At 61.3% G+C, this 13687-nt stretch carries 17 protein-coding genes; 6 read left to right on the top strand and 11 right to left on the bottom strand.

What is annotated here, in order from left to right; genetic code table 11:
* Window positions 1–27 precede the first annotated feature (27 nt).
* Together C6W91_RS12350 and C6W91_RS12355 are read right to left on the bottom strand one after the other, a co-directional pair.
* On the bottom strand, window positions 28–252 hold the full coding sequence (locus C6W91_RS12350; protein WP_274830142.1) for a DUF1150 family protein: 225 nt from the start codon (window positions 250–252) through the stop codon (window positions 28–30).
* Between the two features lie 5 nt (window positions 253–257).
* Window positions 258–671 (bottom strand): Hsp20 family protein, encoded by a 414-nt coding sequence (locus C6W91_RS12355; RefSeq protein ID WP_197492324.1) that lies wholly within the window; start codon window positions 669–671, stop codon window positions 258–260.
* Between the two features lie 177 nt (window positions 672–848).
* Between C6W91_RS12355 and C6W91_RS12360 the strand changes: the two genes are divergently transcribed.
* From C6W91_RS12360 to C6W91_RS12370, 3 genes are all read left to right on the top strand, one after another.
* Window positions 849–1073 (top strand): YdcH family protein, encoded by a 225-nt coding sequence (locus tag C6W91_RS12360; protein ID WP_065272897.1) that lies wholly within the window; start codon window positions 849–851, stop codon window positions 1071–1073.
* Between the two features lie 354 nt (window positions 1074–1427).
* Window positions 1428–1928, top strand: coding sequence for a 5-(carboxyamino)imidazole ribonucleotide mutase (gene purE / locus C6W91_RS12365; protein WP_065273762.1), 501 nt, complete (start codon window positions 1428–1430; stop codon window positions 1926–1928).
* The gene (locus C6W91_RS12370; protein WP_370570886.1) at window positions 1921–2997 is read left to right on the top strand and encodes a 5-(carboxyamino)imidazole ribonucleotide synthase; all 1077 of its coding nucleotides are present in this window, start codon (window positions 1921–1923) and stop codon (window positions 2995–2997) included. The genes purE and C6W91_RS12370 overlap by 8 nt, the downstream gene beginning before the upstream one ends.
* A gap of 111 nt (window positions 2998–3108) precedes the next feature.
* Here C6W91_RS12370 and C6W91_RS12375 read toward each other — a convergent pair whose 3' ends face one another.
* From C6W91_RS12375 to C6W91_RS12405, 7 genes are all read right to left on the bottom strand, one after another.
* Entirely contained in the window at window positions 3109–4263 is a 1155-nt protein-coding gene (locus C6W91_RS12375) for an alpha-D-ribose 1-methylphosphonate 5-triphosphate diphosphatase (RefSeq protein WP_370570906.1), read from the bottom strand.
* A complete protein-coding gene (locus C6W91_RS12380) occupies window positions 4250–5047 on the bottom strand; it encodes an esterase/lipase family protein (RefSeq protein WP_370570887.1) in 798 nt (265 codons plus the stop codon). Before C6W91_RS12380 ends, C6W91_RS12375 begins: the two co-directional genes overlap by 14 nt.
* 39 nt (window positions 5048–5086) lie before the next feature.
* Window positions 5087–5959: a DMT family transporter gene (locus C6W91_RS12385; protein ID WP_370570888.1), complete on the bottom strand. Its 873-nt coding sequence runs from the start codon at window positions 5957–5959 to the stop codon at window positions 5087–5089.
* 36 nt (window positions 5960–5995) lie between these two features.
* Window positions 5996–6355, bottom strand: a complete 360-nt coding sequence (locus tag C6W91_RS12390; protein WP_065272893.1) for a hypothetical protein — start codon at window positions 6353–6355, stop codon at window positions 5996–5998.
* 187 nt (window positions 6356–6542) lie between these two features.
* Entirely contained in the window at window positions 6543–8192 is a 1650-nt protein-coding gene (gene groL, locus C6W91_RS12395) for a chaperonin GroEL (protein ID WP_065272892.1), read from the bottom strand.
* Between the two features lie 66 nt (window positions 8193–8258).
* Window positions 8259–8546, bottom strand: a complete 288-nt coding sequence (locus C6W91_RS12400) for a co-chaperone GroES (RefSeq protein ID WP_065272891.1) — start codon at window positions 8544–8546, stop codon at window positions 8259–8261.
* 217 nt (window positions 8547–8763) lie between these two features.
* Entirely contained in the window at window positions 8764–9429 is a 666-nt protein-coding gene (locus C6W91_RS12405) for a DUF2161 domain-containing phosphodiesterase (RefSeq protein ID WP_370570907.1), read from the bottom strand.
* A gap of 116 nt (window positions 9430–9545) precedes the next feature.
* Between C6W91_RS12405 and C6W91_RS12410 the strand changes: the two genes are divergently transcribed.
* Window positions 9546–10529 carry a TraB/GumN family protein gene (locus tag C6W91_RS12410; protein ID WP_370570889.1) on the top strand — a complete coding sequence of 328 codons (984 nt, stop codon included), beginning with the start codon at window positions 9546–9548 and terminating at the stop codon, window positions 10527–10529.
* Window positions 10530–10712: 183 nt separating this feature from the next.
* On the top strand, window positions 10713–11633 hold the full coding sequence (locus tag C6W91_RS12415) for a manganese-dependent inorganic pyrophosphatase (protein ID WP_274830150.1): 921 nt from the start codon (window positions 10713–10715) through the stop codon (window positions 11631–11633).
* Window positions 11634–11683: 50 nt separating this feature from the next.
* Here C6W91_RS12415 and C6W91_RS12420 read toward each other — a convergent pair whose 3' ends face one another.
* Window positions 11684–12088 carry a GFA family protein gene (locus tag C6W91_RS12420; protein ID WP_274831193.1) on the bottom strand — a complete coding sequence of 135 codons (405 nt, stop codon included), beginning with the start codon at window positions 12086–12088 and terminating at the stop codon, window positions 11684–11686.
* 164 nt (window positions 12089–12252) lie between these two features.
* Between C6W91_RS12420 and C6W91_RS12425 the strand changes: the two genes are divergently transcribed.
* Window positions 12253–13137 (top strand): GlxA family transcriptional regulator, encoded by an 885-nt coding sequence (locus C6W91_RS12425; protein WP_370570890.1) that lies wholly within the window; start codon window positions 12253–12255, stop codon window positions 13135–13137.
* Window positions 13138–13170: 33 nt separating this feature from the next.
* Here C6W91_RS12425 and C6W91_RS12430 read toward each other — a convergent pair whose 3' ends face one another.
* Window positions 13171–13605 carry a hypothetical protein gene (locus C6W91_RS12430; protein ID WP_370570891.1) on the bottom strand — a complete coding sequence of 145 codons (435 nt, stop codon included), beginning with the start codon at window positions 13603–13605 and terminating at the stop codon, window positions 13171–13173.
* Between the last annotated feature and the right edge of the window lie 82 nt (window positions 13606–13687).

Consider the following 13687-nt stretch of genomic DNA (forward strand, 5'->3'; position numbering starts at 1 on the left):
GCACATTTGCGCTCCTAAAGGATTTGTTCAGTGCACCGTCACCGGCGACAGGTCATTCTGGCGGGCCAGAACAAAGGCCATGCGGCGGTCTGCCACCAGCGCCAGCTGTTCGCCTTCGGCGTCATGTACCGCGTAAAGCTGCTTGTGACCCTTGGCACCGGCCTGCACATCCTCGGGCAGGTCCGCAACATCAACCGCCTTGACGTAGACGATCCGCTTGCCGGTTTCGTTGAAATCAAATGGTGTATGCATGTCTCTTACCCCTTTCGAATATTGATGGTCTGAACCACGGTTTCCGGGCGGGCACGGGTCAGGTCCACGTGCAGCAGACCATTCTCCATCAGCGCCTCGCCCACTTCGACCCCGTCGGCCAGCACGAACATGCGCTGGAACTGACGCGCGGCGATGCCCCGGTGCAGGAAGACGCGGCCATCGCTGTCGTCGCGCTGACGGCCACGGATGACCAACTGGCGGTCCTCGACGGTGATGGAAAGATCCTCTTCGGCAAACCCGGCCACGGCCAGGGTAATGCGATAGGAATGATCCGAGGTCTGCTCGATATTATAAGGGGGATACCCCTCGTTGCCGGATTTGGCCGAGCGTTCCAGAAGGCGTTCAAGCTGCTCAAACCCCAGCATATGCGGGTAAGAGCCCAAGGTAAGTTTCGACACGTGTTACGTCCTTTGTTCGAAAGCGACGGATAGTCTTGCGGCCCCAACAGGCGACCGCTCTTATAGAATATGGTAAGTTCTTTTGATTACTCAAGAGCGTGGACGCATAGGCCTAGCCGAAAAGCCGTTAACGAAGTATCTTGAACCCCGCATCTTTCACCAGCCTCCGAGTCGCCAATGAACGCCCCTACCGATATCTCGATGAAGACCGACGACGTCCTCAAGGTTGAGCTTGAGGTGTTCCGTAGGCAGCACCGGGATCTGGACGAGGCGATCACCGCCCTGCAGGAACGCGGCACCGCAGATCAGCTGACCATCCGGCGGCTGAAAAAGCAGAAACTGGGCCTCAAAGACAAGATCGCCCTGATCGAAGATCGGCTGACACCGGATATCATCGCCTGACCCCGCTGCGGGCTGCCTGACACTTGGTAACGGCCCCGCCGTCCGGTGAATTCCTCCCTCCTGACGCCACGGAGCTGCGCCCAAGCAATAGCTGGTCAACCGAACAATCACTCCCGCGCCTTTTGCAGGTTGGCAGCCGTGCTGCCGCAGGTAAAACCGTGGGACCCGGCAGCGCGCATGGGCGCGCTGCGGTCACGCAAACCGGTAGCCTCGGCCCCCGGGCGTTTCCGCGCCGACACAGCCTTATTTTGCCCGCATTGCCGCATTGCACCATGCGCGTCTTCGACTATAGTGCGCGCTCCTTCCACCCCAGCAGGTCCCATGCAGGCCTGCGGCATGACAGGACCGGATCACATGCCTGAAACCACCGCTGACATCAAAGTGGGCATCATCATGGGCAGCCAGTCAGACTGGCCCACCCTGAAAGAGGCCGCCACGATTCTGGATGAACTGGGCGTGCCCTACGAGGCAAAAATCGTGTCGGCGCACCGCACCCCTGACCGGCTGTGGACCTATGGCAAGAGCGCGGCAGAACGCGGTTTGCAGGTCATCATCGCCGGCGCTGGTGGCGCGGCGCATCTTCCCGGCATGGTTGCCTCGAAAACCCGCGTTCCGGTGGTAGGCGTCCCAGTGCAGACGCGGGCGCTGTCGGGTGTGGATTCGCTTTATTCGATCGTGCAGATGCCCAAGGGGTTTCCCGTCGCCACCATGGCCATCGGCGCCGCCGGTGCTGCCAATGCCGGGTTGATGGCCGCTGGCATCCTCGCCCTGCAGGATCCCGCGCTTGCCACACGTCTGGACGACTGGCGCGCAGCCCTTTCTGCCTCGATCCCGGAGGAACCCGTCGATGACTGATCCTTTGCAGCCCGGCGCAACAATCGGAATTCTCGGCGGCGGTCAGCTGGGGCGCATGCTGTCAGTTGCGGCCTCCCGCCTTGGCTTCAAGACGCATATTTTTGAACCCGGCGCCAACCCGCCCGCAGGCGATGTCGCTCACATGGTCACAACCGCACCTTATGAGGATGAGGCCGCGCTGGCCGCCTTTGCCGCCTCGGTGGATGTCATCACCTATGAATTCGAAAACATCCCCACTGCGGCGCTGGATGTGCTGGAGCAGCACCGCCCGATCCGCCCCGGGCGCGAAGCCCTGCGCGTGTCGCAGGATCGGCTGACGGAAAAGGCCTTCCTGCAGGATCTAGGCCTGCAAACCGCCCCCTTTGCCGACATCCCAGATCAGGTCGCACTGGATGCGGCGCTGGCAGAGATCGGCGCGCCCGCGATCCTGAAGACGCGACGCTTTGGTTATGATGGCAAGGGGCAGGCGCGGATCATGACCGCCGAGGACGCAGCCCCCGCGCTGGCCTCGCTCGCCGGGGCGCCTGCCATTCTCGAAGGGTTTGTCAACTTCACCCATGAAGCCTCGGTGATTGCCGCGCGCAGCCCTAGCGGCGAGGTCGCCTGTTTCGATCCCGGCGAGAACGTGCACCGCGACGGCATCCTGCACACCACTACCGTGCCTGCCCGCCTCAGCCAGAGCCAGCGCATGGATGCGGTGCTGATGGCGGCGAAGATCCTGAACGCGCTCGATTATGTCGGCGTCATGGGGGTCGAGCTCTTCGTCACCCCCAAAGGGCTGGTGGTCAACGAGATCGCGCCGCGCGTCCACAACTCCGGTCACTGGACCCAGAACGGCTGCGCGGTGGATCAGTTCGAACAGCACATCCGCGCAGTGGTCGGCTGGCCGCTGGGCGACGGTCAGCGGCACAGCGATGTGGTGATGGAAAACCTTATTGGCGACGACGTTACCCGTATCCCCGATCTGGCGCGGGAGCGCGATTGCGCCTTGCATCTCTATGGCAAGGCCGACGCCAAACCCGGGCGCAAGATGGGCCATATCAACCGGGTCATCCGCGCGCAGAAATAACACTTCGCCAGCCGCACACATCCGAAATTCGCCAATGGCGGGTTTCGGGCGCAGCATCGAGGGCCCGCCAGCCGGGCGTGAGAGGCTGCGCTCTCCCTGCCCGATTGAGGGTTAGCCTAGAAAGCGCGCCGCGATCTCGCCGCTCATATAGCTGACGCGCCCGCCCGACAGGGTTGCCGCAACCCGCTGGCTATCTTTCTCAAGGATCACCACATCGGCGCGTTTGCCTGGCGCCAACTCTCCGCGGTCGTCCAGCCCCAGAACCTCGGCAGGGCCCTTTGACACCAGATCCCAGGCCCCTGCCAGATCCAGCAGCCCGCTACGGGCCAGCATCAGCGCAGCGCGGCGCGGGCTGGGATAATGATAGTCCGAGGCGATCGCATCACAGAGCCCCATGGCGATCAACTCGACCGCAGACACATTGCCTTTATGCGAGCCGCCCCGCACCACGTTTGGGGAGCCCAGAATGATATGATCGCCCCCGGCCCGTGCCGCCTCTGCCGCTTCCAATGTTTCCGGAAATTCGCTGATCCGCACACCACGATCCCGCCATTCGGCCCGCATGGCCGCGTTTTGGTCATCGTGGCTTCCGAGACGCACGCCCATAGCGCCAAGTTCGGCGCAGATTGCATCTAGGGCAGCAGGCACCTCATCCGATCTGGCGTGCATATCCTGCAGCATCTGCCAGTGGACCTCCGGGTTGCGTCCCGCCTTCAGCGCCTGCCCCACAAGCCGGGGCGGCTTCTTTCCCGCCGCCAGCCGGTCATGCGGCAGATGATCGTTGAAAACGACATAGCCCACTCCGGCGGCCGCAATACGCTGCGGCAGGCCCGCGTAGTCATCCAGCATATGAGTCTCGAACCGCAACTGTGGTAGGATATCCGTCACTACCCGGTTCCGCACAGCAGTGATCGCGGCAAAGACCTGGTCGGCATAGTCCGGCGCGCGCAGCCCGCCTTCCCAGCTGTGGAACTGCGCCAGAACCGCCGTGGTGATACCGTTGGCAGCCAATTCTGCCTCGGCAGCGATCACGCCCTCGTCCATCTGCTTCATCGCGCCGCGCCGGGGGGCGAGATGGCGTTCGAACCCGTCACCGTGCAGGTCGATGATGCCCGGCAGTACCAGATAGCCAGACAGATCCACCGCGCGACCGGCGCGATCCGCGACGATTGCCCCCTCCGCGAGTGAGAGTTCCGCGCCCGGCACCAGCCGCCCCTCAGGCAGCAGCACATCGGCGCCCTGCACCGTCAGTTCAAGTGTCATCAGCTCCCGGCTCCTTTGCCGCCTTGTCGGTACACGCGCCCTCATCGCACAGGCCGTCGGGCAGGCCAAGCACCGCATCAAGCCAGGTGATCTTGGGATCGAACCGGCCATGCTCTAGAAAATGTAGCGCCTGGGCGATGACCAGCGGATTGTTCATCATGAATGTATGGGTGACCGGGAGCACGATGTGATCCGCCATCCCTTCGAGCCGGGTGCTTTGAACCGAAACCTTGCCATCGTCCTGACCGGGAATGAGACTGGACCACACCGGGTTGAGCGACCGGTTCCCCGCAATGACCCCCAACGGGAAATCCGCAGGCGGCAGCCGGTTGGGCAGGCTCTCCGGCCCGGTGCCCAGTTGCAAACCCGCCGGTCCGTGCAGCAGGCCAAACACCTCCCAGTCGCCCAGTTCGTCCACCAGTTCGCTACCATGGTTCGGAGGCGCTAGCATGACAACGCGGCCCAGATTTTCCGGTCGGTTGTCCTGCAGCCATTGTCGCACCAGAATGCCGCCCATCGAATGGGTAATCAGATGCACCGGCTGTGCGCCACATGCAGCAAAGGCCTCGGGCAGCGTCTGTTCGGCCAGCACGGCCACAGGTTCCTCGGTCGAAGGATAGCCCGGGCTCTGCACGGTGATGCCGCGCCCCTCCAGAACCTGTTCCATCACCGAGAAGGACGATTCCGTGCGAGCCAGCCCGTGCAGCAGGATGGCGCAATCCGCCAGAGCGGGCAGAGGCAGCAACAGGGACAGCGCTGCAAGAACAGGGGACAGAAGACGTTTCATGCAGATCAGATAGACATGCACCGCGCCAGCGAAAAGCCCCTATCGCGCGCGCGGTGCGCTCCAGATCACCAGGGCGATCCCGCCAAGGACAGCACAGGTTCCCAGCGCCAGCCGCAGCCCCACCGGTTCGGCCAGAAACACAAAGCCTCCCAGAATGGCAATGATCGGCACGCTCAGCTGGATGGTTGCCGCGACCGCAGGCTGCAATTCGGGCAAGACGCGGTACCAAAGCGCGTAGCCCATCCCCGAGGTGACGGCGCCGGATATCACCGCCAGCAGGATACCTTCGGGCGAGGCATGGAGCGATGCCGCCGCAAACAGCATGAAGGGCAGCATCAGCACGGTGGCGACCACAAAGTTCATCGCGCTGGCCCGCAAAGGATCGCCCGCGCCACGCCCAAGCAAGGTATAGGCCGCCCAGCCCAGACCGCTGAGCGTCATCAGCGCAGCAGCCCCCGGCGGCACCTGCACCGGGCCGCTGGGCCAGACCACATAGGCGAGACCCGCAAAAGCCACCAAGGCCCCCAATACCTGACCAGCCGTTGTCCGACTGCCACGCAGCGCGCCCCAGCCGAACATGGAAATCTGCACCACGCCAAACAGAACCAGCGCGCCAAGACCAGCATCAAGCCCCTGATAAGCGAGACAAAATCCAATCATATAGAGGGTCAGAGCCGCCCCGCCCAGCAGGGCGTCTTTCCATGCTGCAACCGGCGTCTCCCCCGCCCTCTTGCTTCGTGACCGGGCCGCTTGCAGCGCGACCAGAAGCACCAGGGCTACGGCGCCAGAAGCAAGGCGCAGCAGGCCAAAGCCCATCGCATCCATATAGCCCCAGCCGATGGCCATGCGGCCCAGAACCGAATTCGCCGCAAAGGCAATCAGAACGAGCAGAACCAGAACAACGAGCTTCATCACCGGCCTCCGTTTCAGGCCGGAAAGACCCGCCTATCAGTTCAGAATACGCAGGTCGGTATCACCGTATCCGCAGGTGTAGCAACAGTCATTGCATCTTTGTGAATTGTTGAGACCGACGCCCCAATACTTGTTGCTGTCGCCGCGCACCCAGGCGCCATAGCAGATCGTCTCGCCGGTCTCACAGCTGAGGCTATATTCGCGCACATCGTAGTCGTCGACGATATAGACCTGACCGTCTCCGGGCCAGGCACGGCGATAGTCCTGACTGTAGAATTCCAGACTTACGATATGCGGATAGTCGCTGCGTATCGTCCATTTCAGACTGTCCGCCTTTGCTGTCTCGACAGCTCCAAAAGTGGCAGCAACAACCGCCAGCAGTGCCAATCCCTTCATCACGTCCCCCAGTGCACAATTTTTTGAACGGGTTCAGCGTACGGGACAACTTCGAAGAAAATCAAAATATTTCGGTATTGGCGCAGGTCTGGAGCGAAAAACGGGCAAGGAGGCACACTCTCTCCCCAAAAAAAGAAAAAGGGGCCGCCCGAAGGCGACCCCAAATCATCCGGTTGGATGGCGTGACTTACATCATGCCGCCCATGCCGCCCATGCCGCCCATGTCGGGCATGCCGCCACCAGCTGCGCCATCTTTCGACGGCTTGTCAGCAACCATGGCTTCGGTGGTGATCAGCAGGCCTGCGATCGAGGCTGCGTCTTCCAGCGCGGTACGGGTCACTTTGGCCGGGTCGATCACGCCGAAGGAGAACATGTCGCCATATTCTTCGGTCTGAGCGTTGAAGCCGAAGTTCTTGTCGGAGCTTTCGCGGACCTTACCGGCCACAACCGCACCGTCGACGCCTGCGTTCTCGGCGATCTGGCGCAGCGGCGCTTCGATAGCCTTGCGCACGATCACGATACCGGCGTTCTGGTCGGAGTTTGCACCTTCCAGACCTTCCAGCGCCTTGCCGGCCTGAACCAGAGCAACACCGCCACCGACGATCACGCCTTCCTGCACGGCTGCGCGGGTCGCGTTCAGAGCATCGTCCACACGGTCTTTGCGCTCTTTCACTTCGACTTCGGTCATGCCGCCGACGCGGATCACAGCAACACCGCCTGCCAGTTTGGCAACGCGCTCTTGCAGCTTCTCACGGTCGTAGTCCGAGGTGGTTTCTTCGATCTGGGTGCGGATCTGAGCAACGCGTGCTTCGATCTCGGCCTTCTCGCCTGCACCGTCAACGATGGTGGTCTCGTCTTTGGTGATCTCGACTTTCTTGGCGGTGCCCAGCATGTCCATGGTTACGGACTCGAGCTTCATGCCCAGATCTTCGGAGATGACCTGACCACCGGTCAGGATCGCGATATCCTGCAGCATGGCCTTGCGGCGGTCACCGAAGCCCGGTGCCTTGACAGCTGCGATTTTCAGGCCGCCGCGCAGTTTGTTGACAACCAGAGTTGCCAGCGCTTCGCCTTCGACGTCTTCCGCGATGATCAGCAGCGGTTTCTGCGATTGGATGACCTGCTCCAGCAGCGGAACCATCGGCTGCAGGGAGGAGAGTTTCTTCTCGTGCAGCAGGATCATGCAGTCGTCGAGATCTGCGATCATCTTGTCCGGGTTGGTGACAAAGTAGGGCGACAGGTAGCCACGGTCGAACTGCATGCCTTCGACCACGTCGGTCTCGGTTTCCATGCCTTTGTTTTCTTCGACAGTGATGACGCCTTCGTTGCCGACTTTCTGCATCGCGTCTGCGATCTGCTGGCCGATTTCGGCTTCGCCGTTCGCGGAGATGGTGCCAACCTGAGCGACTTCAGCGGAGTCGTTCACCGGGCGAGCCATTTCTTTGATGCCTTCAACGACTTTGGCGGTTGCCATGTCGATGCCGCGCTTCAGGTCCATCGGGTTCAGACCAGCAGCAACCTGCTTCAGGCCTTCGCGCACGATCGCCTGGGCCAGGACGGTTGCGGTGGTGGTGCCGTCACCGGCTTCGTCGTTGGTGCGGGAAGCAACTTCCTTCACCATCTGGGCGCCCATGTTTTCGAACTTGTCTTCCAGTTCGATTTCCTTGGCAACCGAAACACCGTCTTTGGTGATGCGCGGTGCGCCAAAGGATTTGTCCAGAACCACGTTGCGGCCTTTGGGGCCCAGGGTCACTTTGACAGCATCAGCGAGAACGTTCACGCCGTTCAGCATCTTGTTGCGGGCATCGGTGTCGAATTTGACGTCCTTAGCAGCCATATCTGTTTCTCCTCGAGAAAATCTGTAGTTGTCAGCGATAAAGGGGGATCAGAGAAGCCGGTGGGCTTACTCGATGATGCCCATGATGTCGCTTTCTTTCATCATCAGCAGCTCTTCGCCGTCGACGGTGACTTCTGTGCCGGACCACTTGCCGAACAGGATGTTGTCGCCGGCTTTGACGGCCATTGCGATCAGCTCACCGCTGTCTTTGCGGGCGCCTTCGCCGGTGGCGACAACAACGCCTTCGGAGGGCTTTTCCTTGGCGCTATCGGGGATGATCAGCCCGCCAGCGGTTTTCTCTTCGCTTTCGGTGCGGCGCACCAGCACACGGTCATGAAGCGGTTTCAATGCCATCTTTGCAGCTCCTTAATAGGCTCAAAGGTTGTTGTATCTGGTCTGCCCCTGCTCCCCGCAGAGGCGTTATCACTCACACCGGGTGAGTGCTAACGGAGCAATAGCTAGGCAGCGGCCTGCGCCGAGTCAACAGGTTTGATGCAAGAAAATTGACCCATCCCGCGCGGAAAATCAGACTGCCGCAACGCAGCAATCTGAAGCAGCTCTGCGGCCCTGTTCAAGAAAGGCTGTGATCCCAGTCCGCTAACCCGCTGCGCCCCTGTTCGCTAAGCTCGTAGATGCCCTTCTCGACCTTGGTGAACCAGCCATAATGATTGTCCCGCATCAGCGTTGTGGCCCGCCCAACGCCGGTTGTACGCGCTACCTCAGCCCCCTTGCAGGCACCGTGCTGCGCCAGATGCGCGGCACAGACCAGGGCATCCTGCCGATAGGCGGTGACGATTCCGTGGCGGGTGGCGCCACCGGAATTCGGATCCCCGCGCAGCCGGTCGAACTCCCGCAGCAGGCGCTGTTTGCGGACCTTGGATTTGCGCGGTGCATAGGGGCCGGGATCGCATTGCACTTCGGCCCGGCCATCAGCCAAAACAGTGATCAATCCAAGGCCAAGACGCCGACATAAGGACAAGTTGTCCTTCAGCATCCGCCGCGCCTGTTTACCCTTTGGTTTTGGCACCGCGATATAGACCAGATCTGTCACGGCCTGCCGGGACACGGCCTGATGGAACAGCGACAGGGAAAACCGCAGCTTCAGCTCGACGATCACCGGATCCTCATCCCCGCGCCGCGCCACCACATCGGCGGCACCGACCTCTCCCTTCACCTCATAGCCCTGCCGTTCCAGCAGCGCCTTGATGGGGGGATACAGCTGTTCTTCTTTTTCCATGCCCGCAGCATAACCAGTGATGACCGCGAGAAAAACCACATCAAGCCAGATCGCGTCCTGCTTGTCGTGCGTGCCGCCCGCCCATAGCATGAGGGCCACAGACAAAAGGACATACCATGCGCGCCTTCCTCCTTCTTTTCCTCTGCCTTCTGCCCGGTGGGGTGTTTGCGGCCTGCGGCGGCAACGACCTTCGCCTGACGCTGAGCCCGGCCGAGCGCGAACAGATCCAGGCCGACCTCGCCGATGTGCCCTTCAAGGAAGGCAACCACTGGATTGCGACCAAAGGCACCCGCCGGGTGCATGTGATTGGCACGATGCATCTCAATGATCCCCGCATGGAGAAGATCACCAAAGATCTGACACCACTGATCACCGGCGCCGACACGCTACTGCTTGAAGCGACGAGCGCAGATCAGGCCGCCATGCAGAAACAGATGGGGAAAACCCCATCCCTGTATCTGATCACCGAAGGCCCCTCCCTGATCGACCGCATGGGAGAAGAGGACTGGGCGCTGCTCTCTGAACGCAGCGCGGCGCGTGGCATTCCGCCCTGGATGGCCGCCAAGATGCGCCCCTGGTTTCTGTCACTGTCGCTTTCCCTGCCGCCGTGCCTCAAACAGAAGGAGCAAATCAAAGACGGCATGGACCGGCGCCTGGAGATGCTGGCGCATGAAAACGGTGTTGCGACGGCATCACTCGAAGATCCGCTGACGGTGATCGAAACGCTGAACCTTCACCCGCTGGACGAACAGGTCCGGCAGATGCGCGCCACATTATCGATGTACGGAAACGGCAGTCCCGATGATTACCATACCATGGCGGAAAGCTATTTCGACGAAGAAGCCCGGTATTACCTCGCCCTGGCCAAGCAGCGTTTTAAAGCCGACACCAAGCTGCCCGCCGCTAAGGCCGAGTCTCTCTGGGCCGAGGCGATGCATCTCCTGATCCGCGAGCGCAACCACAACTGGGTCCCGGTGATCGAGGCTGCCGATGGCGACCGCATCGTCGTTGCCGTCGGGGCGCTGCATCTTCCGGGACTGGATGGCGTGCTGAACCTGCTGGCCAAACAGGGGTATCATCTGCAACGCGCCGCGTTCTGACACCTGACTGTCGTACCGTGCGTTCAGGTGATACGGATTCCTGTGCGACCTTTCGCCCAAAACCGTGTCCCCGGCGCCTCCTGCATGGCCGCCCCGCAACAGCTGCAACGCTGGCGGGGTGACAAACCTCCCTGCCCTGTTATAAGGCGCGCAAAATCGCCCGCTATGTAATAGGACTGCATCATGACCACGCTTGTTTTCGGCCACAAGTCTCCCGACACTGATTCCACCGGCTCCCCCATCGTCTGGGCCTGGTACCTGAACGAGATCAAAGGCATCGACGCCGCCCCCAAACTGCTGGGTGAACCCAACACCGAAGCCGCCTTCATGCTGCAGCGCTGGGGCCTCGAGAAGCCCGAGATCATCGCGGACGTGGCTGATGATCAGGCCGTTGTCATCGTGGACACCAACAACCCGGCCGAACTGCCCGCCAACATCAACGGCGCCGACGTTCAGGCCATCATCGATCACCACAAACTGGTTGGCGGTCTGGAAACCAAAGGCCCGATCGACATCACCATCCGTCCGCTGGCCTGCACCGCGACAATCATGCACGACCTGATCGGCGATGACATGGCGAAGATGCCCGACGCCATCAAAGGCGCCGCGCTGACCTGCATCCTGTCCGACACGCTGGAGTTCCGCTCGCCCACCACCACCGATCACGACCGCGCCGTCGCCGAAAAACTGGCCGCTGATCTGGGCATCAACATTGCCGACTACGCAGCCGAGATGTTCGCCGCGAAATCCGATGTGTCCTCCTTCTCCGATGCCGAGCTGATCCGCATGGACTCCAAGGAATACGAAGTCGACGGCACCAAGTTCCGCGTTTCGGTTCTGGAAACCACCGCGCCGGGCGTCGTTCTGGACCGCAAGGCCAGCCTGATGGACAGCATGACCACCGTCGCCAGCGAAGACGGCGTGGATCAGGTGCTGCTGTTCGTTGTCGACATCCTGAACGAAGAAGCCACCCTGCTGGTGCCGAACGATCTGGTCAAAACCGTCGCCAAGAAAAGCTTTGACGCCGATGCGACAGGCGACACCGTCGTTCTGCCCGGCGTGATGAGCCGCAAGAAGCAGATCATCCCGAACCTCAAGGTCTGAGTTCGAGCACATTTTCTTATGAAAAGGCGCCCCTTGGGGCGCCTTTTTTCTTAACTCGGCAATCCATCGAAACAATGAACACCGTCGGGAACGTGGTGGAATGCCTGTTTCTCGGCCAGGTACAGCGCTACTTTCGGGCCGCCGAACCGGGCCGGATCGTCAAGCGTTCCGATTTTCACAATCACCGCCTCCAGACCGTCGCGGTGGTTGGCCACATGCGTGCCGCAGCTTTCGCAGAAATCGCGCGTCACCATCGCGTCGGCTGCATCACGCCGGAACTGTCTCGGGGTCCCTTGGGTGTAACTGAACCCCTGTTTCGGCATCACCATGAACAAATTCGGCGCGCCGCCCGAATGGTGCTGACAAGACCGGCAATGACATTGCCCCTTCATCAACGGTCTGCCTTCTACCTGGTAGCGTAGCGTACCGCAGAAGCACCCACCTTCCATTTTCATCACGTCTCTCCTTTTGGCTTTGCCACAAGATGGACAGGGGCACGTCGGCATCATAGTGTCGCATTTGACATCTTTCAGGCCAAATTGGACAAATTCCCACTATCGACACCATCATCCTTTGCCCCGATCCCTGCCAGCGCTCCAGTCTCGCGATCTCGGGCGACATGCTGGAGGCGGCCAACCGGGTTGCCCGTATGAACGGAAAGCCCCCCTATTTCACGGTCAGGCAACTCACTCCGCGTCAAGCACTTGCACCGGATGCTGCGGCGCAGCTTGTGATTCTGCCGGGGATGGGTCTTGCGACCGAACGCGAGGTGCGTGAGACGACACAAACCGTCCAATTCGCCACGCTGACTGACGCTCTGGTCAAACTGGCCGCGCCCGGAACGATCATTGCCGGGTCCTGTTCGGGCTGTTTTGCTTTGGGGCAGGCAGGGTTGCTGGACGGTCGGGTGGCCACGACAACATGGTGGCTGGCCCCTTTGCTGAAGACCATGTACCCAAGGGTCCGATTGAACAGCCGTGACATTGTAGTGGAGGATGGCACGCTGGTCACCGCCGGGGCTGCATTCTCCCACATCGACCTGTTGTTGCACCTAATCGAACGCTTTGCCGGTTTCGCCGTTGCCGAAGACTGTCGTCGTTTCATGATGGCTGATAGCCGCCCCAGCCAGTTGCCTTATCTTTCGGTTGCCACTTTGCTGTCCGCAGCTCCCGATCTGCAGCAGGCCGAACTCTTCTTACGTCGCAACATCAGGCGACAGGTGAGCATTGCCGAACTGGCGGCGGCCTGCGGCATGTCTCCGCGCACCTTTTCCCGGCACCTGCAACGCGTTACCGCGATGACCCCGACGGCTTTTGTTCAGACCCTAAGGGTCACGGAAGCAATCCGTTTGCTCCGAACCCGGGGCCTGACCGCCGATGAGATCGCAGCTCGTGTGGGTTATGCTGATGCAACCGCGCTACGCCGCGCAATGCGGAAAAGAACCGGTCGGACCCTCGACAGTTTTCGGGAGGAACAATACCGTAACCACGGCGCGGTAGATTGACCAGCGGCGCCCGGCGCCACTGGTCCAATAGATTCAGCCGCGACCACCGCCATGGCCACCACCATTGCCAGCGCCACCGCCATTTCCTCCGCCACCATTTCCGGCTCCCCCGCCGCCATTTCCGGCGCCACCTTGACCACCACCGCCGTTGCCGCCGCCATGGCCACCGCCGCCATTTCCGGCACCGCCCGCATCGGCGCTTTGACCGCCACCGCTACCCTGGCCAGTGTCACTGCCCGCGGTGCCCAGCTTGCCATGCGCGCTCCGGGTCATGACGCCGTTCATCTCATCCTCGCCCGGGGTGTCTTCGGAAACCGCCTGATTTTCATCGTGATACTGGGACAGGACCTCGTCGTCCTCTTCCGCCCAGGGGTTTGCATGCGATGCGAGCACCGGATGCGCCGATGCCACAAGGACGGCCACGGCCATTGCCGGTGCAAGTCGTTGAGTGAAGGTTTTGTATGTCATTGCTATGCCTTTTCAGATCACTTGTCGTGTTCGCACGCACACACATTGTGTTTTCAGAATGTTTAATAAACCCCTACCCACC

It is taken from the genome of Phaeobacter sp. SYSU ZJ3003 (genome assembly GCF_041300735.1).
Lineage (GTDB): Bacteria > Pseudomonadota > Alphaproteobacteria > Rhodobacterales > Rhodobacteraceae > Phycobacter > Phycobacter gallaeciensis_A.